Source organism: Streptomyces sp. cf386 (assembly GCF_900103585.1).
Taxonomy (GTDB): domain Bacteria; phylum Actinomycetota; class Actinomycetes; order Streptomycetales; family Streptomycetaceae; genus Streptomyces.
Genome location: NZ_FNHV01000011.1, coordinates 217,224 through 243,660, shown reverse-complemented (window position 1 = coordinate 243,660; position 26,437 = coordinate 217,224). Strand labels below are relative to the sequence as shown.

The following is a 26,437-nucleotide window of genomic DNA, read 5'->3' as shown; positions in this document are numbered from 1 at the left end:
ACGAGCACGCCACCTTACGCGTTCGGTTCGGCAGGACGTTTCTGCGGGCAAGGGTGCTTTTCCTCGCCCGCAGAAAGGGCCTGGTCCTCAAACGCCGGATGGGCTGGATTCGCGATACGATACGTCTCGTCTTGCTTCTTGTCTCCCGCAGGAGGGGCATCATGGAACGCTTCGTCGACGCCGCGCCCGGTGTACGCCTCTGGGCGGAAGGCCGTGGTGCCGCCGATGCGTCTCCGCTGCTGTTGATCATGGGTGCGCAGGCATCCGGTCTGGGCTGGCCGGACGAACTGGTGGACATGCTCGCCTCCCGCCATCGCGTGATCCGCTACGACCACCGCGACACCGGGCGCTCCACCTGGGCTTTCGACCAGCGGCCCTATCCCCTCGGCGACCTTGCGGAAGACGCCCTCGCGGTGCTGGACGCCCTCGACGTCGAACACGCCCACATTGTGGGCATGTCCATGGGCGGCATGCTCGCGCAGCTCCTCATCGCCGACCATCCCGGCCGGTTGCTCAGCGCGACCCTGATCGGCACGAGCGCGCTCAGCACCGTCCCGTACATCCAGCCGGACGGAACCCGGACCCCGCCCGAGGAACTCCCGGGTATCGCACCCCGCCTGCTGGAGATGTGGTCCCGCCCGGTGGCGGACCTCGGCCTGGAAGCAGAGTTGGAACGGCGGGTCGAGCACTGGCGGGTGCTGGGTGGCGATCAGCTCCCCTTCGACGCCGAGTACGCCCGTGCCCTGGAGCGGAAGGTCATCGCGCACACCGGGCACTACGCCACCGGCACCGCGCATGCCCGCGCCGACGCCTCCGACCTGGACCGCACCGAGCGGCTCGCCCGGACCGCGGTTCCCACCCTCGTCATCTCCGCTCCCGCCGAACCGGTCTTCCCGCCGCCGCATCCCCACCACCTCGCCCAGGCGATCCAGGGCGCACGCGTCGTCGACATCCCCGGCATGGGGCACGCACTCCCACCTGAGGTGCACGCGCCGCTCGCCGCCGCAATCCTGGACCACACCACCGGAGCCCTCTGGCGGGGTTGAAGGGGCGGCGCCCCTTCAACCTGCGGGTGCCTACACCGTGTACTCGTCCGCCACGGCCAGCGCAGCGTCCAGCGCTGCCAGCCCCTCCTTCAGTTCGGCCTCGCTCGCGTTGCACGGCGGCACCACGTGGGTGCGGTTCATATTGATGAACGGCCAGATGCCGGAGGCCTTCGCGGTGGAGGCGAACGCCGCCATGGGGGCGTTCGCCTCGCCGGTCGGGTTGTAGGGGACGAGCGGCTCGCGGGTCTCGCGGTTGCGTACCAGTTCCAGGGCCCAGAACATGCCGACGCCGCGTACCTCGCCCACGCTGGGGTGACGGGCGGCCAGCTCGTGCAGCGCCGGTGCGACCACCTCCGTGCCGAGCCGGGCGGCGTTCTCGACGACGCCCTCCTCGGCCATGACCTCGATCGTCGCGACGGCGGCAGCGCAGGCCAGCGGGTGCCCGGAGTAGGTCAGGCCGCCGGGGTAGGGGCGCTTGCCGAAGGTCTCGGCGATGGCGCCCGAGATGGCGACGCCGCCCAGCGGGACGTACCCGGAGTTCACGCCCTTCGCGAAGGTCATGAGGTCGGGGGTCACGTCGAAGAGGTCCGCCGCGAACCACTCCCCGGTCCGCCCGAACCCGGCCATGACCTCGTCCAGGATGAAGACGATCCCGTACTTGTCGCAGATCTCGCGGACGCCGGCGAGGTAGCCGGGCGGCGGGATCATGATCCCGGCCGTCCCGGGGATCGTTTCGAGGATGATCGCGGCCACCGTCGACGGCCCCTCGAAGGCGATCGTCGTCTCCAGGTGCTCCAGCGCCCGCGCGCACTCCTGCTCCTCGGTCTCCGCGTAGAAACGGGAGCGGTAGAGGAAGGGTGCCCAGAAGTGCACGACTCCGGCCGCCGCGCTGTCGGAGGCCCAGCGGCGGGGGTCGCCGGTGAGGTTCACGGCCTGCTGGGTGCCGCCGTGGTAGGAGCGGTACGCCGACAGCACCTTCGCGCGGCCGGTATGCAGCCGTGCCATGCGCACCGCATGCTCCACGGCGTCCGCGCCGCCGTTGGTGAAGAAGATCTTGTCCAGGTCGCCCGGCGTCCGCTCGGCGATCAGCCGCGCCGCCTCGGACCGCGCCTCGACCGCGAACGCGGGCGCGAAGGTCGTCATCCGCGCGGCCTGCTCCTGGATCGCGGCGACGACCTTGGGGTGCTGGTAGCCGATGTTCGTGTAGACGAGCCCGCTGGTGAAGTCCAGGTAGCGGTTGCCGTCGTAGTCCCAGAAGTACGACCCCTCCGCACCGGCGACGGCGAGCGGGTCGATGAGCTCCTGCGCGGACCAGGAGTGGAACACATGCGCACGGTCCGCGGCCTTCACGGCAGCGCCGACCTCGGGATTTGGCTGAGGGGTCATGCGGCGAGCGTAGGAGCGGGCGGTGGGGCGGAGATATCGGCGTCATGTCTGTGGTCGGGGGGATTCCGCGACAGGTTGTCCACAGGCGAGGGGTGTGGATGTGGGCAGGTGATGCATTGACAGCAAGCTGTCTAAGTGACAGCATGTTGTCATCTTCGGATCTCTGAGATTGCCAGGAGGAGCCATGAACAGCAGCACCGGCACCACCCGCAAGCCCGTGTACCTCGCCGTCTACGACACCCTCGCCGACTGGGAGCCCGGCCACGCCACCGCCCAGCTGGCCCGCGCCGGATACGAGATCCGCACCGCCGGCCCGACCCGCGAGCCCGTCACGACCGTCGGCGGCCTGCGCATCCAGCCCGACCTGGCCCTGGACGACGTACAGCCGTCCGACGCGTCCTTGCTGATCCTCCCGGGCGCGGATCTCTGGGACGCGGGCGACGACCTCGCCCCCTTCGCCCGCACGGCCCGCGCCTTCCTGGACGCCGGAGTGCCGGTGGCCGCGATCTGCGGGGCGACGGCCGGGGTGGCGCGCGAAGGCCTGCTCGACGACCGGGACCACACCAGCGCGGTCTCCTTCTACCTGGCCGCGACCGGGTACGGCGGCGGCGAGCGGTACGTCGAGGCCGACGCCGTCACCGACCGGGGCCTCGTCACCGCCGGCCCGACCGAGCCCGTCGCCTTCGCCCGGGAGATCCTGCGGCTGCTGAAGGTGTACGAGGACGAGGCCGTCGACGCCTGGTACCGCCTGTTCCACCACTCGGACGCCGAGGCCTACGCCGTGCTCGAGAAGGCCGGGGTGCTGTGAGCCGCGAACGCCGGGACCCGCGACGTCAGGACCTGCTCAGCCGCAGCGCGCTCGGTGTCTTCCGGCTCAACGGCCAGTTCCTCGCGGTCGCCGAGGAGCTGGCCCGGCCGGCCGGGATGACGGCGGCCTGGTGGCAGGTCCTGGGCGCGGTGCTCGGCGAGCCCCTCCCTGTCTCCGGCGTCGCCCGCGCCATGGGCATCACCCGGCAGAGCGTGCAGCGCATCGCCGACCTGCTGGTGGAGAAGGGGCTGGCCGAGTACCGGCCCAACCCCGCCCACCGCCGCGCGAAGCTCCTCGCGCCCACCGAGGAGGGGCGGGCGGCGATCGGTCGCATCGACCCCGGCCACGCGGCCTTCGCGGACAAGCTGGCGGAGGCTTTCGGGGAGGCGGAACTCGCCGATGCCGTAAGGGTTCTGGAACGGTTGTCGACAGTGCTCGACGACCTCGGCGTTCCTGTTACGGAACCGTAGACGCCGACCCGCTCACCTCCCCATATGCCGCACTATCGTGGGGCCGTCGCGTAGACGGGGGTTTGCGTAGGCGGGGTTGGGGGCGTGGGTGCGATGGAGAAGCTGGCGGCGGGGGATCCGCACGGGATCGGGGTGTACCGGCTGCTGGCGCGGCTGGGCGCGGGCGGCATGGGCGACGTCTATCTCGCCCGGTCCGACCGCGGCCGTACCGTCGCCGTCAAACTCGTACGGCGTGAGCTGGCCGCCCAGGAGGAGTTCCGGGCCAGATTCCGGCAGGAGGTGGGGGCCGCGCGGCGGGTCGGCGGGTTCTGGACCGCGCCGGTGCTCGACGCGGACACCGAGGCCGAGGTGCCCTGGGTCGCCACCGGGTATGTCGCCGGGCCCAGCCTCCAGCAGGTCGTCGGGCGCGACCACGGGGCGCTGCCCGAGCGGTCGGTACGGATCCTGGCGGCGGGGCTGGCACACGCCCTCAAGGACATCCACGCTGCGGGGATCGTGCACCGGGACCTGAAGCCGTCCAACGTCCTCGTCACCATCGACGGGCCCCGCGTCATCGACTTCGGGATCGCCCGCGCACTGGAGACGGTCGACGAGAGCGGGCTCACCCGCACCGGCGCGCTCGTCGGGTCGCCGGGGTTCATGGCACCCGAGCAGGTGCGCGGCGACCGGATCACGCCCGCCTCCGACGTGTTCTGCCTGGGCTCGGTGCTCGCGTACGCCGCGACCGGCAACCTGCCCTTCGGATCCGTCGACAGCGGCGCGCACGCCGTGATGTTCCGGATCGCCCAGGAGGAACCCGATCTGGAGGGCGTGCCCGAGGGGATCGCCGAACTGGTCCGGGACTGTCTGCGGAAGGACCCCGGGGCCAGGCCGACGCTGGACCGGATCCTGGAGCGCATCGGGGCCCAGGACACCGTCTCGGACGGACGGTCCCGGGATCCGTGGCTGCCGAGTGCGCTGGTGGCGCAGTTGGGGCGGCATGCGGTGCGGCTGCTGGACACGGAGGATCCGGATGCCTCCCCCGAGCACGCTCCCGCCGCCGGCGTGACGCCGCCGGACCAACTCCCCACCATGGCCGCCACCCAGAACGGACAGACCGCCCCGCAGCAGCACCCACAGCACCCGCAGCACCCGGCGTACGGCTACCCGCCGGTGGGCTCCAACCCGCCGCCCGGCCCGCCCGCGCCGCCCACTCCGGCCGTCTCACCGACGCCGTATGCCCCGAGCCCGTCGTACGGCAGCCCGAACCCGCCCTACGACCAGTCCCCGCCCTACGGCCAGTCCTCGCCCTACGGCCCTTCCCCGTCATACGGACCGAACCCGCCGTACAGCCCCAACCCGCCGCAAGGCCCCACCCCGCCGTACGGCCCACCCGTGCCGTACCTCCCCACCACCCCGCCCGAACCACCCCGCCGAAGCGGCCGTTCCACGGTGGCGCTCGTCCTCGTCGCGCTGGTCGTCGCGCTCGCGGCCGGTGGCTCGGTGTACGCCCTCATGAACGGCGGCGGTGACGACGGGGCGGGCGGCGATCCGACCACCACCCCGACCGTCACGAGCACCACCGACACCACCGAGTCCAATCCGTCCCCCACGCCTACGCCCACCCCGACCTCCTCGACCCCGGCGGACGGCGCGGTCCCCGCCGACTACCTGGGCACCTGGACGGCCTCCATCGACAACGCCGGCGGCGAGAACACCCGTCGGCTGACCATCCGGCAGGGCGAGGTGGGCGACCCGGTCCTCTCCCTCGTCGCCGAGGGCCCGGCCGGCACCGGCACCTACCACTGCGAGTTCGAGGCGCCGCTGGCCGAAGCGCCCGGCGACGACGGGCCGTTGGCGATCGGCCCGTCCGCCGTGACGACCGGCGAGCCGGCCACCGCGTGCTCGCCGGGTGAGGCCACCGAGATCACGCTGCTGCCGGACGGCACGCTGGAGCGGGTGAACACGAGCAGCGGGGAGAAGCTGACGTACACCAGGCGGTAACCCCAAATACCCTTGTGCGTAAGGCCGTTGAGGTCACAGAAACCTACTGTGACCCCGGTGGAGTGGCTGAGCGCGGAGAACATCGTGGCTGTCGGCACCGCGGTGCTCGGCGTAGTCGCGTCCGGTGTCATGGTCTGGTACGAGCGGCGGGTGCCGCGCAAGAAGCGGATCGGCTACCGCGTCCAGATGGACAACCCCATAGGCGACGACGTGCGGTCGGGCCGGGCCAACGTCCGGCTCGGCCTGTTCGACGCGGACATGGACGACGCGACCCTCGTGCTGCTGCGCGTCGAGAACGACGGCTCGCAGAGCATCGACCGCGACGACTACACCGGCCCCGAACCGCACGGCCTCACCGCGGTGTTCACCGACCGCACCATCCGGGGTGTCTCGGTCACCCAGCCGACCGACATCGACCATCTGATGGACCACTTCACCGCGCAGCGGGGCTTCGGCTACGAGGGCAACCGGCTGCGCGTCCCGCGCGTCCCGCTCAACCCGGGCGACCATTACAAGCTGCTGGTGATGCTGTCCGGCGGTGACGTGGGCTGTGACATCCGGGTGCGCGGCGGGATCCGGGGCGGCGAGGTGCACCCCAACCGCAGCGCGACGCCGGACGACAAGGCACCGGTGTTCAGCCTTCCGGCGAGGATCTTCACCGGCCTGCTCACCCTCTCCGTTCTCGCCCTCGCGGGCATCGTCGTCTTCAGGGACGGCAATCCGATCGAGTGCGAGGAGGGCGAGCTGACGGTGATCGGCTCGACCGCTTTCGAGCCGGTGATCGAGACGCTGGAGAAGAGTTACGAGCGCAAGTGCGCGGGCGCCGAGATCGACGTCGAGACGCGCGGCAGCGAGGCGGGCGTCGCCGAGCTCGCCGCCTTGGCCGACCGGTCGAAGTCGGGGGCGCGGTCGGTGATCGCGTTCTCCGACGGTCCGCTGGGCGACCGTCTGGGCCTGAAGGGGAAGAAGGTCGCGCTGTCCGTCTTCACGCTCGTCGTCAACGACGGGATCGACCTCGGGCCGGCCGGCCTGACCGTGCAGCAGGTGCGGGACATCTACAAGGGCCGGTACAAGCGCTGGGGCGAGGTGATCCCGAACGCAGGCAAGGCGCTCGCCGACCTGCCCGTCGTCCTCGTCAGCCGGAGCGACAGTTCGGGGACGCGGCAGGCCTTCCAGGACCGGGTGCTCGGGCAGTGGGAGCAGGCACAGAGCACCTCGCTGGACTGCCGGTCGCCCACGGGCACGGTCACCGCCGTGACGCGGTGCGAACTCCCCGGCACGAGCGAGGTCCTGGACAAGGTCGCCGAGCAGCCCGGCGCGCTCGGGTACAGCGAGCTGAGTGTCGCCGCCCGGCACAAGGGCGTGCGGACGGTGCCGCTCGACGGCGACCGCGCAAACGTGGACGAGATCGAGCGCGGCGACGGCTCCTACCCGTACCGCGACATCGAGTACGCCTACACCTACGGCACCCCGCCCGACGACTCCCTGGCGGCCGGGTTCCTCGCCTACCTGGACGAGGAGAGCAGCCGGCAGGTGATCCGCACACGGGGGCACCTGCCGTGCGGGACTCCGGTGGGGGTGCGGTTGTGCAACTGAGGCGTGGGTGTTGAGGAGTGGCAACTGAGGCGCTCTTGTTGTCTGTTGGCGTGTCTGTTGTTGTGTCCACAACCAAGACGGACGTCGGTGGTCGGCGTCGGCAGCCCCGGGAGGACACATGCGTCCCAGCCCCACCAGGAGAACGGTTCTGACCACGACGGCGGCGACGGGCGTCGCGGCGTTGGGAGCGGCGGGGACGGCGGCCGCGGCACCGCAGGCGCCCGCAGCCGACAATCACCCGCCGACAGGCGATGGCCCACCCGCCACCGCCCAGCGCCCCACCCGCGAACTCCGCACCCTCCTCCGCGAGATCGACCCCGCCCGCATCGAGGCCACCACGCGCAAACTGGTCTCCTTCGGTACCCGGCACACCCTCTCCGTCCAGGACGACCCCGTGCGCGGCATCGGCGCGGCCCGTGACTGGCTGGCGGCGGAGCTGAGGTCGTACGCGGCGGCCTCCGGCGGCCGGATGACGGTGGAACTCCAGTCGTACGTCCAGGAACCGGCCCCACGCATCCCCACCCCGACCCGTATCACGAACGTGATCGCGACCCTCCGCGGCGCGGTGACGCCCGACCGCGTCTACGTCGTCTCCGGCCACTACGACTCCCGCGTCACGGACGTCATGGACGCGACGTCGGATGCGCCGGGCGCGGACGACGACGCGTCCGGGGTGGCCGTCGTACTGGAGCTGGCGCGGGTGATGGCGAAACGCCGCCCGGCGTCGACGATCGTGTTCGCGGCGGTGGCGGGAGAGGAGCAGGGCCTGTTCGGCGCGGCGCACATGGCACAGCAGCTGAAGTCATCGGGCGCGGACGTCCAGGCCATGTTCACGAACGACATAGTCGGCTCCTCGACGGCGGACGACGGCACCCGCGACCCGCACACGATCCGCCTGTTCGCCGAAGGCGTCCCGTCCTCCGAAACCCCCGAAGAGGCGGCGATCCGCCGCTCGGTGGGCGGCGAGAACGACTCCCCCACCCGCCAACTGGCCCGATTCGTCGCGGACGTGGCCGAGAACGACGCGACAGCCATGCGCATCCGGGTCGTCTACCGCAGAGACCGCTACCGCCGGGGCGGCGACCACATCCCCTTCCTCGAACGCGGCTACCCGGCCGCCCGCTTCACCGAGCCGGCCGAGGACTTCGCCCACCAGCACCAGGACGTCCGCGTCGACGAGACCGGCAAGCAGTACGGTGACCTGCCGGAGTTCTGCGACTTCGCCTACACGGCGAGGGTGGCAAGGGTGAACGCGGCGACCCTGTGGACCCTGTCCCAGGCCCCCGGCACCCCGAGAGCCGCGAAGATCATCACCACCGACCTGACGAACTCCACCAGCCTGACCTGGACGAAGGGCCCGGAACCCGACCTCACCGGCTACGAGATCGTCTGGCGCGAGACGACATCCCCGAACTGGACCCACGTCCTCCCGGTGGGCGACGTGACGACCCACGAGGTGGACCTGTCGAAGGACAACGTGTTCTTCGGCGTGAGGGCGGTGAACCGGGCGGGCTTGCGGAGTCCGGTGGCTTTCCCGGCCCCACAGTCCTGAACGAGCGGCGCAGGCAATGTCAGCCCGTCCGTCGTTTGAGGACGAGGCTCCTTAAGGGCCGAAGCGGGGGTCTGGGGGCGGCAGCCCCCAGAAGCGCCCCGGGGTCGAAGGGGCGGAGCCCCTGGGGGATGGGACGGGTAGGGGCGGCGGGGGCGAGAAAAGCCCCGCCTCACCTCACCGTGGCTCAGGCGGCCGTTGCCGGGGCATATTCGGCCGCGCCCCATTCCCCGGCGGCACAGCGAACCGCCCCACCCCCACCCCCGCGTCCTGCCGAGTCCCGCCGGCCACCGCCGACTGAATCCCCATGGGCGCGGACCCGGTCCGGAACTCCACCATCCAGTCCGCCGTCTCCGCCCGCACCAACTCGGTCACGTCCTCGGAGAACCGCCGCAACACCCCCAGGCACCGCTCCGCCGCCTCCCCGGCCGTCCCCTCCGCCGGCCCCAGCACCTCCCGCACACTCTCCGTCGCCCAGTCGAACTGCAACACCTGCAGCCGCCGCTGCACGGCCTGCGCGGTGGCGACGTCCCTTATCCACCCGGACGTCACCCCGAAGAACCGGTCGACCGCCATACACGCCACCCCCAGCACCAGCGCCAGATACCCCCACGGCGCCGTCCCGCTCGCCACCCCCGTCAGATCCAGCAGCGGAAGCGCGGCCCCCACGACGGCCCCCACCGCCGCCCCACCCCGCAACGCCCGAGCCCCCCGCCGCTTCCACACCCGATCCGCGAGATACCACGCGGCCGTGTTCATCGCCCCCCGCTCCACCCACCGGTACAGCTCGTCCAGCCGCACCGCGGTCTCCCCCCAGTCCCCGTGCGGAAACGCCCGCCCCGTCAGATCACCCGGCCGCAGTCCGGCCGCCCCTTCGCCGCCCCGCCCGTCCTGCGGCGACCTCTCGGGCTGCATCTCCGGCTGACCCACCCGGCACTCCCTACTGTCACGGTGCGTGACATCACATGCGAACTACACGGTGAAATCGGCCCCCGTAGTGCACAGAACGTCACGCGACACCTGAGGCTGACGCGCCGGAACCCTTCCTACCGCCCAATGGGTGGCGAAGAGATGCCTTTCGCCTCTTTTCCGCCCGGAAGAGGGTCTTGATCAGGTATAGACCTTCAGTTCCTCTCACTCGAAAGAGTGCTGGGGCGACGGCTGCCCGGACCACGTAGGCTCGTGCTGAACGGCAAAGCCGAGCGGGAATCCCGTACGGACAACCCGTGCAGGCACGCGTAGAGACACGCGTAGAGACGCAAGGAGCTGATCGTGATCCCCGGTGGTGGCCAGCCCAACATGCAGCAGCTGCTCCAGCAGGCCCAGAAGATGCAGCAGGACCTGGCGCGGGCGCAGGAGGAACTGGCTCAGACGGAGGTCGAGGGGCAGGCGGGCGGCGGCCTGGTGAAGGCGACGGTGACGGGCTCCGGCGAGCTCCGGGCGCTCAAGATCGACCCCAAGGCGGTGGACCCGGAGGACACCGAGACCCTCGCCGACCTGGTCATCGCGGCCGTACAGGCGGCCAACGAGAACGCGCAGACGCTCCAGCAGCAGAAGCTGGGCCCGCTGGCCCAGGGCCTGGGCGGCGGCAGCGGCATCCCGGGCCTGCCCTTCTGACGTTCCAGGTGTTCCCCGCCTTGCCTTTCTAAGAGGGGCCGGCGCCAACTACCGTACGTACCGTAAGGAACCCCCAGGAAGGACGGCAGTCCGTTGTACGAAGGCGTGGTCCAGGACCTCATCGACGAACTGGGGCGGCTGCCCGGCGTCGGTCCCAAGAGCGCGCAGCGGATCGCCTTCCACATCCTGCAGGCGGAGCCGACGGACGTACGGCGCCTCGCCCAGGCCCTGATGGAGGTCAAGGCGAAGGTCCGCTTCTGCGCGACGTGCGGCAACGTCGCGCAGGAGGAGCTGTGCAACATCTGCCGGGACACGCGCCGCGACCCGGCGGTCATCTGCGTGGTTGAGGAGCCGAAGGACGTCGTCGCGATCGAGCGGACCCGTGAGTTCCGCGGCCGTTACCACGTCCTCGGCGGCGCGATCAGCCCGATCGAGGGTGTCGGGCCGGACGACCTGCGTATACGAGAACTTCTCGCGCGGTTGGCCGACGGTGCGGTCACGGAACTCATCCTGGCCACGGACCCGAATCTGGAAGGCGAGGCCACGGCCACGTACCTCGCCCGCATGATCAAGCCCATGGGCCTGAAGGTCACCCGCCTGGCCAGCGGCCTCCCGGTGGGTGGCGACCTGGAATACGCGGACGAGGTCACCCTCGGCCGCGCCTTCGAGGGGAGACGACTCCTAGATGTCTGACGCCACGCTGCACGCGACCGAGCAGAACCCGGACGACTTCGCGGTCCAGATCTCGGACCAGATCGAGAGCTTCCTGGTCGCCGTCACGGAGGTCGCGAAGGGCGACGAGCCGGGCTCGACGGTGCCCTTCCTCCTCCTGGAGGTCTCCCAGCTCCTCCTGGCCGGCGGTCGCCTCGGCGCCCACGAGGACATCGTCCCGGACGAGCGTTACGAGCCCGACCTGGGCCCGGAGCCGGACGTCGACGAACTCCGCGAGAACCTCGCCCGCCTGCTGGACCCGGTCGATGTCTACTCCGAGGTCTTCGACCCCTACGAGCCCCGCAAGGCCCCGGTCCCGGCCCGTATCTCCGACGACCTGGCAGACGTCATCACCGACCTGCGCCACGGTATGGCCCACTACCGCGCCGGGCGCACCGCGGAGGCCCTGTGGTGGTGGCAGTTCTCCTACTTCTCCAACTGGGGCTCCACGGCGTCCGCGACGCTGCGCGCCCTGCACTCGGTCCTGGCCCACATCCGCCTCAACCAGCCGCTGGAGGAGCTGGACGGCCTGGACACGGACCAAGGCGTGATGGGTGACGAGACCCTGGAGTTCGAGGCCGGCAGGGTGATGGAGCAGGAGATCGGGGAGCAGTTGGGGCTGCGCCCGGCGAAGTGACCCATGTGGCCCGTGTGACGCGGGTTACAGAAAAAGGCTTCTGAAGTGGCGTAATGCTCGGGCCCCTCGGGGGGTCTCACAGGCACACCGGTCGGCCCACCCGACCGGTGCCCGCCCCCCCCGAACGGAGCCCGCCCATGCACGTCACGCTGGAGCAGCCGACCGGCGCCCGCCTGATCACCGCCGCGGACCAGGACATCGCGATACCCGCGACCCTCCGCTACACCTCCGCCGACCCGCTGGCCGTGCACATCGTCTTCCCGCCCCATGTCACCGTTGACGGCGAGGGCGTGACGTGGACGTTCGCCCGCACGCTCCTGGGCGAAGGACTGGGCACCCCCGCCGGGCTCGGCAGCGTGCGCGTCCGGCCGTGCGGGGAGTCCCACACGTACGTCGAGTTCCACGCGTCGGCGGGCACGGCCGTGCTCCGCTTCGCCACCTCGGATCTCTACCGCTTCCTGGCCCGCACCTACACCGTGATCTCCCCCGGCGAGGAGACGGTCGGGGCGGAGCTGGACCACGGTCTCGTGGCGCTGTTCGGGGGGCGGGTGTGATCGGCGGCGGCTCACTGGGCCGGGGCCCGCTGTCCGCCCCGCAGGCGTACGCCCTGGGGCACCGGCTGCGGGCGGTCCGCGAGGAACAGGGCCTGACACGGGGACAGGCCGCCGTCGCCGCGGACCTCTTCCCGACGTGGGTCTCGCAGATTGAGGACGGCGAGATCCACGACCTGGAGACCATGCGCGCATACGCCCGTGCGCTCGGCACCCGCATCACGGTGCCCCGCACCGGTCGCATGCGCCGTCTGTGACCCACGTGGCCACGGAGTTGAGAGACGCGTGAGCGGAGCTCCCCCTCCGCCACACTCACAGCCCCGCGCCAGCCCCTTCCCCGCCGCCGTCACCCCGCCCACCAGGGCCGGCCCCAACACCACCAGCCGGGCCCGCCGTTCGGAGGTCCGCCCGGCGAGCCACACGCCGATCACGGCACCGATCGCCATCGCCGCGACCACGATCCCCCAGCGGGGCGCGCTCAGCTCCGGCACGCCGTTCGCCGCCACCGAGAACGCGTTGACGACCACCCCGTACACCTGCGCGTTCGGCACGAACTCCCTTACCGTCCGTCCCGCGTTGACCGCGTACGCGCCACGCACAAGCACCATCGCGCCCGGCCGTACCCGACGCAGTCCGCCCGTCAGGCCCACGACGCTGATGGCCCCGGCCGCGCAGTTGGCGAGGGCGTCGCCCGTCCATCCGTCGGTCACGGCTCCGCGTCCCTCCCCGCACCTCGCTGGTGTAGCCCGCTACACCACCCCTTCGGGAGACCACTCCCTCGTCGCTGACCTCGCAAAACGCGATCGTTGATGTCACCAGGTCAACGGCCGCCGCAGCGGCCCCGCCCCGAAGGAAACCCCGATGAAGGCTCTTCTCTCCTCCCGCCCCGCCCTCTGGTTCCTCTTCCTCTTCAACGCGGTCGTCGCCGCGGCCGCCCCCTTCGTCGTCGACGGCACTCAGGGCGTCATGACCGCCGTCGGCATGGGCGTCGTATCGCTCGGGGCCGGGGTCGAGTTGGTGCGTGGCCGCAGGAAGCGCGCTGCCGCTGTGTGATCGGGCGACTACCCGGCGCGAATTGGAACCGTGTTGTCCCGGGCCTGTACGTCCACTGCACGGGCCCTAACCGGTGCACGGCGAATCTGGAGTCACTTCCACCGCAGAGGCAACCGCCCAACAGGCCGCGGAGGGAGGGAATCCCACCGGACCCTGCACTGGAGATTGCGATGACTCGTCGTTCCATAAGCAAGCGCGTAGCCATGGTCACCGCCACCGCCGTGATGGCCGTGGGCACCGTCGCCGCGGGTGCCGCTGTCGCCGGGCCGTCGTGGGGTGAGAGCAAGCAGCCGACCAAGAAGCAGGTGCTCGGCCTCTTCGACCAGTGGAACGCGGCCCTGCAGACCGGCGACTCCAAGAAGGTGGCCGACCTGTACGCGAAGGACGCGGTTCTGCTGCCGACCGTCTCCAACAACGTCCGCTCGGACAGGGCCGAGATCGTCGACTACTTCGACCACTTCCTGCAGAACAAGCCGGTCGGCACGAAGATCGAGTCGCACGTCAACATCCTGGACTCCAACAGCGTGATCGATGCCGGAACCTACGAGTTCAAGCTCACCGACCCCAAGACGGGCGAGAAGAGCACCGTCAAGGCCCGCTACACGTACGCCTACGAGAAGCGGAGCGGCGAGTGGCTGATCGTCAACCACCACTCCTCGAAGATGCCCGAAGGCTGATCCGCACCTTCAGCCCGCCCTCGGGAGAGTCCCCGAGCGTCACGGTCCCGCCGTCGTCCGTCACCAGCTGTTTGACGACGGCGAGGCCGAGGCCCGAACCGGACTTCCCGGTCAGGCCCTTGCCGCGCCAGAAGCGGTCGAAGGCCCGGGACTTCTCGGTGTCGGACATACCGGGACCCTCGTCGAGCACCGCGAGCACCACCTCGTCGCCCTTCGGCTCCACCTGGACCGTGATCGTGCCGCGGTCCGGTGACACCTCAAGGGCGTTCGAGAGCACGTTGTCCAGCACCTGGTCCAGATGACCCGGGCTGGCCAGCACAAGCAGCCGGCCGTCGGCACTCCCCCTGAGCGTGATGGTGACTCCGCGCTCGTCGGCGGCCGGCCTCCACACGTCCAGCCTCTCCCGCACGATGTCCCAGATGGGGAGGGGTTCCGCCGCGGTGACTTTCGCCTCCGCCCGCGCCAGCACCAGCAGACCGTTCACCAGCCGGCTCATCCGGACGACCTCGGCCGTGGCCTGCTCGACGTCCTCCTTGACGAAGTCGTCGTCCACGCCGTCCGCGATGTTGTCCAGCGACAGCCGCAACGCGGTGAGAGGGGTACGGAGTTGATGCGAGGCGTCGGCCACGAAGATGCGCTGCGAGGCGATCAGGGTGTCCAGACGCTCGCCCGCCAGGTTGAGCGTGTGGGCGAGGGTCTGTGTCTCCGGCGGGCCGGTCACCGGGGAGCGGGCCGTCAGGTCGCCGTCGCTGAACTTGCTCGCCATCTCGTTGAGCTGACGCAGCGGCCGGGTGATACGCCGGGCCGCCGCCGCGCCGATCACGGCGGCCACGGCGAGGACGGCCACCGCGAGGCCGGCGCGGAAGCCCCAGATCTGCCACAGCCGGCTGGTCATGCCGTCGGTGTAGTACACGATGCGTACGGCGCCGACGACCGGGCCGTTGTTGCGGCCGTCGAGCTCCTCTTTACTGGCGCGGGCGGGCACGGTGATCTCAAGCTGCGGCCCCCAGATGAAAGAGGATCCCCAGTCGGTCGTGGACTGGCCCTGCTCCAGGGCCTTGGTCAGGGCCGCGTCCTGCTTCGGGCTCAGCAGTTTCGTGTCGCACAGCGCGGTCACCTGGACCTTGCCGGTGGTCTCGCCTTCGTACGCCTCGGCCATCTCGTCCAGCGCCGCACACGAAGAGGCGTTTCCGTTGCCGAGCAGCAGGGCCATGGTGTCGGCCTCGCGCTTGACGGACTCCGCGGTGTCGTCCCGCAGCTGGTCCGTGAGCGTGAAGGCCACCGGCACGGTGAACAGGGCGATGGCCACGGCGACGAGCCCGACGTAACTGCGGATGAGCTGACGGATCATGACGCGCCGCTACCGCCGTCACTCTTGTCACTGTTGGCGATCTCCAGCCGGAACCCGACCCCCCGCACCGCCTCGATCGTGATCGCCCCCGCGAACTTCCGCCGCAACGCCGCCACATGCACGTCCAGCGTCTTCGTCGGCCCGAACCAGTTCGCGTCCCAGACCGCCTCCATGATCTGCTCGCGCGACATCAGCGCCCCGGGCTCCTCGGTGAGGAAGGCCAGCAGGTCGTACTCCTTGGGCGCGAGGGGCACTTCCTCGTCGTCCAGGCGGACCCGGGCCGCCTTGCGGTCGATGGTCAGGCGGGCGCCGTAGCGGTCCGGACCGGCCTCGGCGGCAGCGGGCGTACGGGGCTGGATGCGGCGCATCACCGCACGTATCCGCGCGATGACCTCCCGCACCCCGAACGGCTTGGAGACGTAGTCGTCCGCGCCGAGCTCCAGCCCGACCACCCGGTCCGTCTCGTCGCTGCGGGCGCTGATCACGATGATCGGCACGTCGCCGCGCTCGCGCAGCGCCTTGCAGACGTCGAGACCGTCGGTGTCGGGCAGCCCGAGGTCGAGCAGGACGACGTCGTAGGGCTCGGTGTGGCTCAGCGCCGCGGCGCCCGTACTGACCCAGGCCACCTCGAAGCCGTAGCGCAGCAGTCCGCGCCGGAGCGACTCGGCCACCGGTTCGTCGTCTTCCACCAGAAGTACGCGCACAGGCGGAACCATAGTGGTTGAACTTTAAAGACGACTGGTCGCCGAGCCGCCGGGCGATCAACGGGCGATCAATGGGCGGACAAAACGGTTGCTACCACATCACCGGCAACCGCTCCGGGATGCGTTTCATGAATCCGGTCCGCCACACCAGCTGCTCGATCGGCACCGCGAGCCGGAGCCCCGGCATCCGTTCCAGCAGGACCTCCAGCGCGATCCCGGCGTGCCCCCGGCCGAGCGCGGTGGCGGGGCAGTAGTGGCGGCCGCCGCCGAAGGAGAGGTGGGCGGTGGCGTTCGGGCGGCCGAGGTCGACGGTGTGCGGATCGGGGAAGGCGTCCGGGTCGAAGTTCGCCCCCTCGACGAGCACCAGGACGAGGTCCCCGGCCTTCACCTCCACCTCTCCCAGCCGTACGTCCTCCATCGCCAGCCGCGGCAGACCGTCGCCGATGGAGAGGTTGATGCGCAGGAGTTCGTCCACGGCGGCCGGGATCTTCCCCGGATCCGTGACCAACTCGGCCTGGAGGTCCGGGTGCTGGATCAGTGACACCAGTGCCATGGCCAGGAAGCCCGAGGTGGAGATGACGCCCGCGCCGAACATGGTCACCCCGACCGTGGCGAGCATCTCGTCGGTGAGATGGCCGTAGTCGGGGTCGGCGCGCAGCGCGGCGAGCTCGGCCATCAGGCCGGTCGTCGCCGGATCGTCGAGCCGTTCGGCCATGTACGCGATGTCCCGGTCCCAGTTCAGCCGGGCGCCCGCGACCGGGCAGGCCGAGTTCATGAACGCGATGTCCAGACTCCGCATCAGCCGGGGCGCGTCGGCCGGCGGGATGCCGAGGATGCGGCAGTGCATGCCCGCCGAGTACGGGTCGGCGAACCCGGCGCGCAGGTCCGCCGGGGCACCCTCCCGGAGCAGCCCGTCGACGAGCTCGGCGGCGTACGAACGCATCCACTCCGCGAGGCCGGGGCTCTTCGGGTTCAGCGCCTTCAGTACGGCCTTGCGCAGACCGGCGCCGGTGATGTTCCCCATGTTGTTGACGACCTCGGGCGGGATCGTCAGCGCGTACTGGCGGGGCACACCGGGGGCGGAGGTGTCCTTGAGGCTGAAGCGCGGGTCTTCGAGGACCTGCTTGCAGAGGTCGTACGACGACACGAGCCAGGCCTCGTCGCCGGCGATGGTGCGGACCCGGCGCACGGGGGTTTTGGTGCGCAACTCCTCTACCTCGTCCGGTAGTTGGTCGCCGCGCCAGGAGAACGGGAAGTCGATGAGGTCGTCAGTGAGCATCGGTGGTCCCCTCGGCGGGCGTGACGATGGCGTGGCCCTGGTTGCGGGAGGCGCGCAGGCCGGCGCCCCGGGAGTAGAGCAGCTCGGCCATCGGCAGGAGCTGGTGGTAGCAGTTGAGGGAGGAGGGGACGTCGAGGATGGCGGGGGTGTCCAGGAAGAGGGGCGCCTCGGCGCAGACGTAGTCCAGGCAGACCTCGCGCTGGGCGTCGCTCACGTTTCCTTCCTTGCCGGCCAGGAAGGAGTCGACGAGTTTCTCGCAGGTCGTGCGGAACTCGTCGTCGGTGGTGAGCCGCGACCGGAGGCGGTCGTGGATCTCGCGGTACGCCGGGTTGCCGCGGAAGTCGGACATGGCGTGGGCGTGCAGCCGGGCGCCGCCGGGGTCGGCGGCCTGGACGGCGCCGAGGACCTTGGCCCGCACGCCGCGCAGGTTCTTCACCGCCTTGCGGCGCGCGTCGTCGGGTGGATAGCCGGACGCCGCGTACATCTCGGCCACGTACAGGTCGGTGTAGACGAAGTCCACCCGCTCGAACAGGGCGAGGCCCCAGCGGGCGAGGTCCAGCACGCGCTGGGCGGAGAAGTAGCTGTTGCCCGGGGAGACACCGATGACGGCGTGGTCGCCGGCGGTGCGGATGACTTCGCAGTGCGGGGTGAAGGGCTGGATCTCGAAGAGCGCGGCCGGGGAATCGGCCGTCGTATCGCTTCGGGTGACGTGCTGGATCTCTGAAGCGGTCGCAGTCGTCAAAGGAGGAGAGTCCTTCGCGTCGCGAGTCCCGATGGGGCCGTGTGCCCCTGGTGTAGCGACGACGACGCGAAGTTAGCGGGCGACTACGGAGAGCGTCAATGGCCATCTGGTGGCCCCCGTCACCCGTGGTGATCTGTCCCACCGCCCGTCCGCAGTGACCTGTCCCACTTTCCGGAGTGCCCGGCCCCCCATCGGGCAGACACCATCCCGGAGCGCCCGAATCTCACCATCTGGGAACCCCGAGGTCGTTTTCGGGCGCTCGCTAAAATGAGCCGACACACACGGACTGAGCGAGGAGCGCACGTGGGCCTTGTCGTGCAGAAGTACGGAGGCTCCTCCGTAGCCGATGCCGAGGGCATCAAGCGCGTCGCCAAGCGGATCGTGGAAGCGAAGAAGAACGGCCACCAGGTGGTCGTCGTCGTTTCCGCGATGGGCGACACGACGGACGAGCTGATCGATCTCGCCGAGCAGGTATCTCCGATGCCTGCCGGGCGTGAGTTCGACATGCTGCTGACCGCCGGGGAGCGGATCTCCATGGCCCTGCTGGCCATGGCGATCAAAAACCTGGGCCACGAGGCCCAGTCCTTCACCGGCAGCCAGGCAGGCGTCATCACCGACTCGGTCCACAACAAAGCCCGGATCATCGATGTCACGCCGGGCCGGATCCGGGACTCGGTGGACGCGGGCAACATCGCCATCGTCGCCGGATTCCAGGGCGTCAGCGCGGACAAGAAGGACATCACCACGCTGGGCCGGGGCGGGTCGGACACGACCGCCGTCGCGCTCGCGGCCGCGCTGGACGCCGAGGTGTGCGAGATCTACACCGACGTCGACGGCGTGTTCACCGCCGACCCGCGTGTGGTGAAGAAGGCGAAGAAGATCGACTGGATCTCCTTCGAGGACATGCTGGAGCTGGCCGCGTCCGGCTCGAAGGTGCTGCTCCACCGCTGTGTGGAGTACGCCCGTCGTTACAACATCCCGATCCACGTCCGGTCCAGCTTCAGCGGGCTGCAGGGCACGCGGGTCAGCAGTGAGCCGATCGAGCAAGGGGACAAGCCGGTGGAGCAGGCCATCATCTCCGGTGTCGCGCACGACACCTCCGAGGCCAAGGTCACGGTCGTCGGTGTGCCGGACAAGCCGGGCGAGGCCGCCGCGATCTTCCGTACGATCTCCGACGCCGAGATCAACATCGACATGATCGTGCAGAACGTGTCCGCCGCCTCCACGGGGCTGACGGACATCTCCTTCACGCTCCCCAAGGCCGAGGGCCGCAAGGCCATCGACGCCCTGGAGCGCAATAAGCACGGCATCGGCTACGACTCGCTGCGCTACGACGACCAGATCGGCAAGATCTCCCTGGTCGGCGCGGGGATGAAGACCAACCCGGGCGTGACGGCCGACTTCTTCACCGCCCTGTCCGACGCCGGCGTGAACATCGAGCTGATCTCGACCTCCGAGATCCGCATCTCGGTCGTCACCCGCGCCGACGACGTCAACGAGGCCGTCCGCGCCGTGCACACGGCCTTCGGGCTCGACTCCGACAGCGACGAGGCTGTCGTGTACGGAGGCACCGGACGCTGATGGCGGGGACGGGTCCCCGTCGACCGACACTCGCGGTCGTGGGAGCGACCGGCGCCGTCGGCACGGTCATGCTCCAGATCCTCTCCCAGCGTGCCGACGTCTGGGGGGAGATCCGTCTGATCGCCTCGCCACGCTCGGCCGGCCGCAAGCTGGCCGTGCGCGGCGAGGAGGTCGAGGTGGTGGCGCTCAGCGAGGACGCCTTCGCCGGGGTCGACATCGCGATGTTCGACGTCCCCGACGAGGTGGCAGCCCGCTGGGCGCCGATCGCCGCCGCCAAGGGCGCGGTGGTGGTGGACAACTCGGGCGCCTTCCGGATGAACCCGGAGGTGCCCCTCGTCGTCCCCGAGGTCAATCCGCACGCGGTACGGATGCGGCCGCGCGGCATCGTCGCCAACCCCAACTGCACGACCCTCTCCATGATCGTCGCGCTGGGCGCGCTGCACGCCGAGTTCGGGCTGCGCTCTCTGGTGGTCTCCTCCTACCAGGCGGTGAGCGGCGCCGGCCGCGCCGGTGTGGAGACGCTCCGGCAGCAGCTGTCCCTGGTCGCCGGTACGGAACTGGGCAACAGCCCCGGTGACGTACGGCGGGCCGTGGGCGACAACACCGGGCCGTTCCCGGAGCCGGTCGCGCTGAACGTCGTGCCGTGGGCCGGTTCGCTGCGCGAGGACGGCTGGTCGTCGGAGGAGATGAAGGTGCGGGACGAGTCCCGCAAGATCCTCGGGCTGCCGAAGCTGCCGGTCGCGGTGACCTGTGTGCGGGTGCCGGTGCTGACCGGGCACTCGCTGACCGTGCACGCCCGCTTCGAGGGCGAGGTCACCGTCGCCAAGGCGCGCGAGATCCTGGCCACCGCGCCGGGGGTCGTGCTGTACGACAACCCGGAGGCCGGGGAGTTCCCGACGCCCTCCGATGTCGTGGGCACGGATCCGACCTGGGTCGGTCGGGTGCGGCGCGCGCTCGACGATCCGACGGCCCTCGAACTCTTCGTCTGCGGGGACAACCTGCGCAAGGGGGCGGCGCTCAACACCGCCCAGATCGCGGAGCTGGTGGCGGCGGAGTTTGCGTGAGGCGCCCGTGGTGGACGGAAATCTTCTGGGCCATGGCTGAATCGTTTGTAGGATCCATGTGAAGAGTGTGAGCCGATCGATGGTCCGGACCACTTGATCCGAGCCTCGGCGGCGGCAGAAGATTTCCTCCCCGCCCTGCAACCGCTTGCAGGGCGGGGAGCGTCTTTGCGGTCGCCCTTATGGGGCGTGGAGACGCGTTTTTTCTGGCGTGGGGACGCCGAATGGGCAGGACGTGGGGACGTTTTGCTCATATGAGACATAAGGGAAGAGCGGGTAGGCATGTGGGCGTTTGACGCACGGTCAGCTGTGCTGCCTGGCGCAAGAGGGTCGGTTGCGGGGACTGTCGCAAAAGTGACGTCCGGCACGTACAACCCTCACGGGGGGACGCGTGTCCAACTGGCGTGGCAGAGGTACTCGACTTCAGTGCGGCGACCCGCGGTACGGCCCTACGGCCGCCCCGCCGGCCCGTCCGACCCCGCATGCCCGGTGCGCCCGGCGGCATGCCGGTGATCGCGCCCATGCCCGCAGCGCGGCCCGCCCGCATCCCAAGTCAGCGCGACGGCGCCGACCACGCCGAGAACGCCGCGGCGGCCGGTACGACCGTCGACCACCTCACCGAGACCTATCGCACGCACTACCGCTCGCTCCTGGGTCTCGCGGCACTCCTCCTCGACGACACCGCCTCCTGCGAGGACGTCGTCCAGGAGGCGTTCATCCGCGTCCACTCCGCGCGCAAGCGCGTCCGGGACCCGGAGAAGACCCTGGCGTATCTCCGCCAGACCGTCGTCAACCTGTCACGCTCCGCCCTGCGCCGCCGCATCCTCGGACTGAAGCTGCTGTCCAAGCCGATGCCCGACATGGCGAGCGCGGAGGAGGGGGCGTACGACCAGCTCGAACGCGACTCGCTGATCCGGGCCATGAAGGGCCTGCAGCGCCGTCAGCGCGAGGTGCTGGTCCTCCGATACTTCGCGGACATGACCGAGGCCCAGGTCGCCGAGACGCTCGGCATCTCGCTGGGCTCGGTGAAGGCGTACGGCTCGCGCGGCATCGCGGCGCTGCGGGTCGCCATGGAGGCGCCGGCATGAGCGAGGACAAGGACGGGCGGCGTATCCCGCACGTCCCCCACCAGCCCTCCGGGGGTCCCCCCACGCCCTTCGGGGCGCGGGGGAGGCACGGCCCGGCCGGAGGGGCGGACAAGCAAGAGCCGAAGCAATCGCACGCTGGGAACGGAATTGTGAACCACGGCCCCGACGACCAGGGCCCCGAAGGGCTCGAATCGGACGAGCTGGCGCTGCGCCGCATGCTGCACCAGGCGGTCCAGGAGATCGAGCCACGCAACGGCACACTGGACCACTTGCGGCGGGCGGTACCCGCCCGGCGGGCGCGCAAGCGTCAGGCGCTCGTCGGTATGGCGGCCGCGTGCCTCTTCGTCGGCACTGCCGTCCCGGCCCTGGTGCACGTCTCCAACGCCACCGACTCCAGTGTCAACTCGTCCAACGCCGGCCATGGCGAGCAGGCGCAGGGCGGGGCCGGTCAGGGGGAGCAGACGGAGGGCGGCGAGAGCACCTCCGGGGGCACCTCCGGCCAGACCGAGGACAAGGGCAAGGGGGGCGAGAAGGAGGAGGACAAGGACACCGGCACCGGTCCGGGTACCGGCTCCGGAAGCCCCGACAACCCCCTGGCGACCAGCCCGGCGGGCGTGGCCGTCTGCACCGCCGACCAGCTCGGCGTGGCGAATCAGTCCGTCGATGTCCCCGACTCGTCCGGCACGGTGTACGGCACCTTCCGCTTCAGCAACATCTCCGCGGCCGACTGCACGGTGAGCGGCCCGGGCACGCTGGGCACGGTCACGGCGGGCGCGGCGGACGGTTCGAAGGTCTTCACGGCCCGGCATGCCGCCGGTGACGCGGCGGCCGCTCTGCCCGACCCGTCCCAGGAACTCACCTCACTCGTCCTCAAGCCCGGCGCCGCCTACGAGGTGAAGTTCGCCTGGGTCCCCTCGGAGACCTGTCCCACGACGACCGACCCCACTCCTGACCCCACCCCCGACCCGACCCCCACCGAGGACAACACCGGCACCACGGATGGCACCTCCACGGGCGGCGACACCGGCACCTCCACCCAGCTGATGACGGAGGACACCACAGCCGACGGCAGCGTCACGGTCACCAACACGACGGAGGCGGGTGCGCCTACGGCGACGGTGGTGGTGTCCAACGCGTGTGCGGGGACCGTTTACTGGACGGGTGTGCTGGCGGGGGCGTAGGGCCTTCGAGGGCGGTGGGCCTTGCCGAGGAGCGGGGCGGCAAGGCCCCGGTTCGGCAACGCCCTAAGGGGCGCGGTGCTGTATCGATATGCGGCTCCGCCGCGCGGGCGCGACCAGCCACGACGGCCCCGCAGACAACCACGGCCGCTCGCGGCACCCCCCATCGCGGCTCTCCCAGCGGAGCGCTACGCGTTCGCCGGTTCCTGCGGCTGCCCCTCGTCCTCCGGCACAAGCCCCAGCTCCGCGTCCCGAGCGAACTCCACCTCGCGGCGCAGCAGCCGGAACCACATGAAGACCACGAAGCCCGCGAAGACGAACCACTCGCCGGTGTAGCCGAGGTTCTGGAACGCCTTCAGATCGAGCCCGGTGTCATTGGCGGCAGCCACCGGCACGGGCTTCATGCCGGAGTCGGCCTTGGTGAGGGTGACCCAGGCGTCGTAGACGTCGTACGACACCAGGTTCACCAGCGACGCCGCACTGATCGCCGCCGTCTGCCCGGACGGCAGACCACCCCGTGCGGGCACGCCGTTCTCGCCCGGCACCTCGGACGCCTGGAGCGCCCCGGTGACGGTGACCTCGCCGCTGGGCGCGGCGGGGGCCTCGGCCCGGTCGGCGTCGCCGGGCAGCCAGCCCCGTACGACCGGCAGGGCCTTGCCGTCGTCGGTGCGCAGCAGGGTCATGACGTAGTAGCCCTGCTTGCCGTCCAGTTCCCGGTCCGGCACGAGCAGTTGCTCGCCGTACCGTCCGCGGGCCGTGGCCTGCCTGCCCACCGTCGCCTTGTCCACGGGCAGCAACTCGGCGAGCGGACGGGCCGCCTCCCGCTTGTTCTCCGCGGCCTGCTCACCGGCGCTGCGATGGTCCTCGACCCGCGCCTCGAACCGGCTCAGCTGCCACGACCCCATGAACACGCAGAAGGGGATGGCGAGCAGCACGAAGACGTTGATCCCCCACCAACGGGGCGTCAGCAGAAACCGGTACACGCCCTCCACGGTACGGTGCGCCCGCGCGGCGCCGGGCCGCGGGGTCAGTACCGCTCGACGAGGTGTTCCCGGCCCGCAGGGGGCTCGTACGGCTCCGGCCAGAAGTCCGTAACCGTGGATATGCGGCCGCTCTCGTCCCCCGTGAAGAAGGAGATGCCGTACATCTCCTCCAGCCCCACCGTGAAGTGGATCCAGCTCACGACCTGGCCCGGCTCGGCGATGATCCGCTCGATGCGCAGCCGCCAGTCCCCCGGATACTCCCGGTTGAACTGCACGTACCGCTCCCGGCCGCTGATCCGCTCCCGTGTCTGGGGCAGCGTGTACGTCACGTCCTCGGCCAGGGTGTCCGCGAACGCGTCCCACTCCCGGGCCGCGGCGGTGGCCCAGAACCTCTCGACTGTCTTCCGCAGATCGGTCATGCCAAGCAGTCTGCACCCCACCACTGACAATCGCCGTGACCTGCCCAGATGCCTCAGTTATCCACAGGCTGGGGACCTCTCCAGCGGATTGTCGGTCGGGCCAGGCACTATGGGGCCATGACTGAGAGCCACGGGTCCGATTCGCGGGATCACCAGATGCAGGACAAGGACATGCCGGAGTGGGAGAAGCGCTTCCGGGCGCCCCGAGTGTCGCTGCCCGACTGGGCGGAGGACGCCCCGGACCGTTCGCTGTTCGTGTCGAACGCGACGGGGACGTACGAGCTGTACGCCTGGGACCGGTCGACGGGCGAGCAGCGCCAGGTGACCGACCGGCCGAACGGCACGACGGACGGCGTGCTCTCCCCGGACGGCACATGGATCTGGTGGTTCGACGACAAGGACGGCGACGAGTTCGGAGTCTGGCGCCGCCAGCGCTTCGGCGGCGGCGAGGACGAGCTCGCGGCGCCGGGTCTGGACCCGTCGTACCCGGCCGGCCTCGCCCTCGGCCGTGACGGCCGTACGGCGATCGTCGGCCGCTCCACCGACGAGGAGGGCACGACGATCCATCTGGCCCGCACCGGCGAGCCCCCGACGGAGCTCTACCGCCACCGCGAGTCCGCGGGCGTCGGCGACCTCTCGCACGACGGCACGCTGATCGCCGTCGAGCACACCGAGCACGGCGACGCGATGCACTCGGCGCTGCGTGTCCTGCGCCCCGACGGCACGGCGGTCGCCGAACTCGACGACACCAAGGGCGGCACCGAGGAGCTGGGCCTGGAGGTCCTGGGCTTCGCCCCGGTCGACGGCGACCCCCGCCTGCTCATCGGCCACCAGAGGCGGGGCCGCTGGGAGCCGCTGGTGTGGGACGTGGCGACGGGGGGGGAGACGGACCTCGCGCTGGACCTGCCCGGTGATGTGAGCGCGGAGTGGTATCCCGACGGCACCGGCCTGCTGATCGCGCACAGCTTCGAGGCGCGCAGCGAGCTGTTCCGTTACGACCTGGCCGGGCGTGAGCTGGTGCGGATCCCGACCCCGGCGGGCTCGGTGTCCGGGGCGACGGCCCGGCCGGACGGCAGCGTGGAGTATCTGTGGTCGTCGGCGGCGGAGCCGTCGGCGGTGCGGTCGACGACGGGACAGGTCGTGCTGGACCCGCCCGGCATGAAGTCCCCCGGCTCGGTCCCGGTGGAGGACGTGTGGGTGGAGGGCCCCGGCGGCCGCATCCACGCACTCGTGCAGCGCCCCGCGGGCGTCGAGGGCCCCCTCCCCACCGTCTTCGACATCCACGGCGGCCCGACCTGGCACGACAGCGACGCGTTCGCGGCGGGCCCGGCGGCCTGGGTGGACCACGGCTACGCGGTCGTACGAGTGAACTACCGCGGCTCGACGGGCTACGGCCGCGCGTGGACGGACGCGCTCAAGCACCGGGTCGGACTGATCGAGCTGGAGGACATCGCGGCGGTACGGGAATGGGCGGTGACGTCCGGCCTGGCCGACCCGGCCCGCACCGTCCTGACCGGCGGTTCGTGGGGCGGCTACCTCACCCTCCTCGGCCTCGGCACCCAGCCGGACGCGTGGACGGTGGGCATCGCGGCGGTCCCGGTCGCCGACTACGTCACCGCGTACCACGACGAGATGGAGTCCCTGAAGGCCCTCGACCGCACCCTCCTCGGCGGCACCCCGGAGGAGGTCCCGGACCGCTTCGAGGCATCGTCCCCGCTGACGTACGTGGACCAGGTGACGGCCCCGGTCTACATCTCGGCCGGCGTGAACGACCCACGCTGCCCGATCCGCCAGATCGACAACTACGTGAAGCGCCTGGAGGCCCGGAGCGCGGTCCACGAGGTGTACCGCTACGACGCCGGGCACGGCTCGCTGGTGGTGGACGAGCGGATCAAGCAGGTGCGACTGGAACTGGACTTCGCGGAGCGGCACTTGAAGCCCTCCAGCCCGTCCGGCGTTTGAGGACG

The 26,437-nt window shown here is 70.7% G+C and carries 27 protein-coding genes; 19 read left to right on the top strand and 8 right to left on the bottom strand.

The window, feature by feature from the left end; genetic code table 11:
* Window positions 1-161: 161 nt before the first annotated feature.
* Entirely contained in the window at window positions 162-1,046 is an 885-nt protein-coding gene (locus BLU79_RS28005; protein ID WP_093908691.1) for an alpha/beta fold hydrolase, read from the top strand.
* 30 nt (window positions 1,047-1,076) lie between these two features.
* On the opposite strand, the gene BLU79_RS28000 is transcribed toward BLU79_RS28005, so the two are convergent.
* Entirely contained in the window at window positions 1,077-2,432 is a 1,356-nt protein-coding gene (locus BLU79_RS28000) for an aspartate aminotransferase family protein (protein ID WP_093908690.1), read from the bottom strand.
* Between the two features lie 184 nt (window positions 2,433-2,616).
* Here BLU79_RS28000 and BLU79_RS27995 point away from each other — a divergent pair, with 184 nt between their 5' ends.
* From BLU79_RS27995 to BLU79_RS27975, 5 genes are all read left to right on the top strand, one after another.
* The gene (locus BLU79_RS27995) at window positions 2,617-3,240 is read left to right on the top strand and encodes a type 1 glutamine amidotransferase family protein (protein ID WP_093908689.1); all 624 of its coding nucleotides are present in this window, start codon (window positions 2,617-2,619) and stop codon (window positions 3,238-3,240) included.
* The gene (locus BLU79_RS27990) at window positions 3,237-3,710 is read left to right on the top strand and encodes a MarR family winged helix-turn-helix transcriptional regulator (protein ID WP_093908688.1); all 474 of its coding nucleotides are present in this window, start codon (window positions 3,237-3,239) and stop codon (window positions 3,708-3,710) included. Before BLU79_RS27995 ends, BLU79_RS27990 begins: the two co-directional genes overlap by 4 nt.
* A gap of 93 nt (window positions 3,711-3,803) precedes the next feature.
* Window positions 3,804-5,693: a serine/threonine-protein kinase gene (locus BLU79_RS27985; protein ID WP_093908687.1), complete on the top strand. Its 1,890-nt coding sequence runs from the start codon at window positions 3,804-3,806 to the stop codon at window positions 5,691-5,693.
* A 57-nt stretch (window positions 5,694-5,750) separates the two neighbouring features.
* Entirely contained in the window at window positions 5,751-7,289 is a 1,539-nt protein-coding gene (locus BLU79_RS27980) for a PstS family phosphate ABC transporter substrate-binding protein (protein WP_093908795.1), read from the top strand.
* Window positions 7,290-7,407: 118 nt separating this feature from the next.
* On the top strand, window positions 7,408-8,841 hold the full coding sequence (locus BLU79_RS27975) for a M28 family metallopeptidase (protein WP_093908686.1): 1,434 nt from the start codon (window positions 7,408-7,410) through the stop codon (window positions 8,839-8,841).
* A 174-nt stretch (window positions 8,842-9,015) separates the two neighbouring features.
* On the opposite strand, the gene BLU79_RS27970 is transcribed toward BLU79_RS27975, so the two are convergent.
* Entirely contained in the window at window positions 9,016-9,768 is a 753-nt protein-coding gene (locus BLU79_RS27970; RefSeq protein ID WP_093908685.1) for an SLATT domain-containing protein, read from the bottom strand.
* Between the two features lie 342 nt (window positions 9,769-10,110).
* On the opposite strand from BLU79_RS27970, the gene BLU79_RS27965 reads away from it, so the two are divergent.
* From BLU79_RS27965 to BLU79_RS27930, 8 genes are all read left to right on the top strand, one after another.
* On the top strand, window positions 10,111-10,455 hold the full coding sequence (locus tag BLU79_RS27965; protein WP_048585591.1) for a YbaB/EbfC family nucleoid-associated protein: 345 nt from the start codon (window positions 10,111-10,113) through the stop codon (window positions 10,453-10,455).
* A gap of 93 nt (window positions 10,456-10,548) precedes the next feature.
* Window positions 10,549-11,148, top strand: a complete 600-nt coding sequence (gene recR, locus BLU79_RS27960) for a recombination mediator RecR (protein ID WP_093908684.1) — start codon at window positions 10,549-10,551, stop codon at window positions 11,146-11,148.
* A complete protein-coding gene (locus tag BLU79_RS27955) occupies window positions 11,141-11,803 on the top strand; it encodes a DUF5063 domain-containing protein (protein ID WP_093908683.1) in 663 nt (220 codons plus the stop codon). The genes recR and BLU79_RS27955 overlap by 8 nt, the downstream gene beginning before the upstream one ends.
* 137 nt (window positions 11,804-11,940) lie before the next feature.
* A complete protein-coding gene (locus tag BLU79_RS27950; RefSeq protein ID WP_093908682.1) occupies window positions 11,941-12,357 on the top strand; it encodes an SsgA family sporulation/cell division regulator in 417 nt (138 codons plus the stop codon).
* Window positions 12,354-12,611 carry a helix-turn-helix domain-containing protein gene (locus tag BLU79_RS27945; protein ID WP_093908681.1) on the top strand — a complete coding sequence of 86 codons (258 nt, stop codon included), beginning with the start codon at window positions 12,354-12,356 and terminating at the stop codon, window positions 12,609-12,611. The genes BLU79_RS27950 and BLU79_RS27945 overlap by 4 nt, the downstream gene beginning before the upstream one ends.
* 28 nt (window positions 12,612-12,639) lie before the next feature.
* Entirely contained in the window at window positions 12,640-13,164 is a 525-nt protein-coding gene (locus tag BLU79_RS50090) for a hypothetical protein (protein WP_371131950.1), read from the top strand.
* 51 nt (window positions 13,165-13,215) lie between these two features.
* A complete protein-coding gene (locus BLU79_RS27935; RefSeq protein ID WP_093908680.1) occupies window positions 13,216-13,407 on the top strand; it encodes a hypothetical protein in 192 nt (63 codons plus the stop codon).
* 170 nt (window positions 13,408-13,577) lie between these two features.
* The gene (locus BLU79_RS27930) at window positions 13,578-14,084 is read left to right on the top strand and encodes an SgcJ/EcaC family oxidoreductase (RefSeq protein ID WP_093908679.1); all 507 of its coding nucleotides are present in this window, start codon (window positions 13,578-13,580) and stop codon (window positions 14,082-14,084) included.
* Here BLU79_RS27930 and BLU79_RS27925 read toward each other — a convergent pair.
* The 4 genes from BLU79_RS27925 to BLU79_RS27910 form a co-directional block, all read right to left on the bottom strand.
* Window positions 14,050-15,435, bottom strand: a complete 1,386-nt coding sequence (locus BLU79_RS27925; RefSeq protein ID WP_093908678.1) for a sensor histidine kinase — start codon at window positions 15,433-15,435, stop codon at window positions 14,050-14,052. The two genes, BLU79_RS27930 and BLU79_RS27925, sit on opposite strands and share 35 nt — an antisense overlap.
* Window positions 15,432-16,139 carry a response regulator transcription factor gene (locus tag BLU79_RS27920; protein ID WP_177001203.1) on the bottom strand — a complete coding sequence of 236 codons (708 nt, stop codon included), beginning with the start codon at window positions 16,137-16,139 and terminating at the stop codon, window positions 15,432-15,434. The genes BLU79_RS27925 and BLU79_RS27920 overlap by 4 nt, the downstream gene beginning before the upstream one ends.
* 91 nt (window positions 16,140-16,230) lie before the next feature.
* Window positions 16,231-17,418, bottom strand: a complete 1,188-nt coding sequence (locus BLU79_RS27915; protein ID WP_093908676.1) for a cytochrome P450 — start codon at window positions 17,416-17,418, stop codon at window positions 16,231-16,233.
* Window positions 17,408-18,160: a cyclodityrosine synthase gene (locus tag BLU79_RS27910; protein ID WP_218137795.1), complete on the bottom strand. Its 753-nt coding sequence runs from the start codon at window positions 18,158-18,160 to the stop codon at window positions 17,408-17,410. The genes BLU79_RS27915 and BLU79_RS27910 overlap by 11 nt, the downstream gene beginning before the upstream one ends.
* A 303-nt stretch (window positions 18,161-18,463) precedes the next feature.
* On the opposite strand from BLU79_RS27910, the gene BLU79_RS27905 reads away from it, so the two are divergent.
* The 4 genes from BLU79_RS27905 (at window position 18,464) to BLU79_RS27890 (ending at window position 23,071) form a co-directional block, all read left to right on the top strand.
* Window positions 18,464-19,741 (top strand): aspartate kinase, encoded by a 1,278-nt coding sequence (locus tag BLU79_RS27905; protein WP_093908675.1) that lies wholly within the window; start codon window positions 18,464-18,466, stop codon window positions 19,739-19,741.
* Window positions 19,741-20,805, top strand: coding sequence for an aspartate-semialdehyde dehydrogenase (locus tag BLU79_RS27900; protein ID WP_093908674.1), 1,065 nt, complete (start codon window positions 19,741-19,743; stop codon window positions 20,803-20,805). Before BLU79_RS27905 ends, BLU79_RS27900 begins: the two co-directional genes overlap by 1 nt.
* A gap of 401 nt (window positions 20,806-21,206) precedes the next feature.
* A complete protein-coding gene (locus BLU79_RS27895) occupies window positions 21,207-21,890 on the top strand; it encodes a SigE family RNA polymerase sigma factor (RefSeq protein WP_177001202.1) in 684 nt (227 codons plus the stop codon).
* 149 nt (window positions 21,891-22,039) lie between these two features.
* Window positions 22,040-23,071, top strand: coding sequence for a hypothetical protein (locus BLU79_RS27890; RefSeq protein ID WP_093908672.1), 1,032 nt, complete (start codon window positions 22,040-22,042; stop codon window positions 23,069-23,071).
* A 185-nt stretch (window positions 23,072-23,256) separates the two neighbouring features.
* Here the strand turns inward: BLU79_RS27890 and BLU79_RS27885 are convergent, their stop codons facing one another.
* A complete protein-coding gene (locus tag BLU79_RS27885) occupies window positions 23,257-24,051 on the bottom strand; it encodes an SURF1 family protein (RefSeq protein WP_177001201.1) in 795 nt (264 codons plus the stop codon).
* A gap of 44 nt (window positions 24,052-24,095) precedes the next feature.
* Complete coding sequence (locus BLU79_RS27880) at window positions 24,096-24,470, bottom strand: nuclear transport factor 2 family protein (RefSeq protein ID WP_093908670.1); 375 nt, start codon at window positions 24,468-24,470, stop codon at window positions 24,096-24,098.
* A 117-nt stretch (window positions 24,471-24,587) separates the two neighbouring features.
* Here BLU79_RS27880 and BLU79_RS27875 point away from each other — a divergent pair, with 117 nt between their 5' ends.
* Window positions 24,588-26,432: a S9 family peptidase gene (locus BLU79_RS27875; RefSeq protein WP_093908669.1), complete on the top strand. Its 1,845-nt coding sequence runs from the start codon at window positions 24,588-24,590 to the stop codon at window positions 26,430-26,432.
* The last annotated feature ends 5 nt before the right edge of the window (window positions 26,433-26,437 follow it).

Excerpts from the sequence above, each read along its gene's own strand:
- BLU79_RS28005 (WP_093908691.1), top strand. The coding sequence starts at position 162 with ATGGAACGCTTCGTCGACGCCGCGCCCGGTGTACGCCTCTGGGCGGAA.
- BLU79_RS28000 (WP_093908690.1), bottom strand. The coding sequence starts at position 2,432 with ATGACCCCTCAGCCAAATCCCGAGGTCGGCGCTGCCGTGAAGGCCGCG.
- BLU79_RS27995 (WP_093908689.1), top strand. The coding sequence starts at position 2,617 with ATGAACAGCAGCACCGGCACCACCCGCAAGCCCGTGTACCTCGCCGTC.
- BLU79_RS27985 (WP_093908687.1), top strand. The coding sequence starts at position 3,804 with ATGGAGAAGCTGGCGGCGGGGGATCCGCACGGGATCGGGGTGTACCGG.
- BLU79_RS27975 (WP_093908686.1), top strand. The coding sequence starts at position 7,408 with ATGCGTCCCAGCCCCACCAGGAGAACGGTTCTGACCACGACGGCGGCG.
- BLU79_RS27955 (WP_093908683.1), top strand. The coding sequence starts at position 11,141 with ATGTCTGACGCCACGCTGCACGCGACCGAGCAGAACCCGGACGACTTC.
- BLU79_RS27950 (WP_093908682.1), top strand. The coding sequence starts at position 11,941 with ATGCACGTCACGCTGGAGCAGCCGACCGGCGCCCGCCTGATCACCGCC.
- BLU79_RS27935 (WP_093908680.1), top strand. The coding sequence starts at position 13,216 with ATGAAGGCTCTTCTCTCCTCCCGCCCCGCCCTCTGGTTCCTCTTCCTC.
- BLU79_RS27930 (WP_093908679.1), top strand. The coding sequence starts at position 13,578 with ATGACTCGTCGTTCCATAAGCAAGCGCGTAGCCATGGTCACCGCCACC.
- BLU79_RS27925 (WP_093908678.1), bottom strand. The coding sequence starts at position 15,435 with ATGATCCGTCAGCTCATCCGCAGTTACGTCGGGCTCGTCGCCGTGGCC.
- BLU79_RS27915 (WP_093908676.1), bottom strand. The coding sequence starts at position 17,418 with ATGCTCACTGACGACCTCATCGACTTCCCGTTCTCCTGGCGCGGCGAC.
- BLU79_RS27900 (WP_093908674.1), top strand. The coding sequence starts at position 19,741 with ATGGCGGGGACGGGTCCCCGTCGACCGACACTCGCGGTCGTGGGAGCG.
- BLU79_RS27880 (WP_093908670.1), bottom strand. The coding sequence starts at position 24,470 with ATGACCGATCTGCGGAAGACAGTCGAGAGGTTCTGGGCCACCGCCGCG.
- BLU79_RS27875 (WP_093908669.1), top strand. The coding sequence starts at position 24,588 with ATGACTGAGAGCCACGGGTCCGATTCGCGGGATCACCAGATGCAGGAC.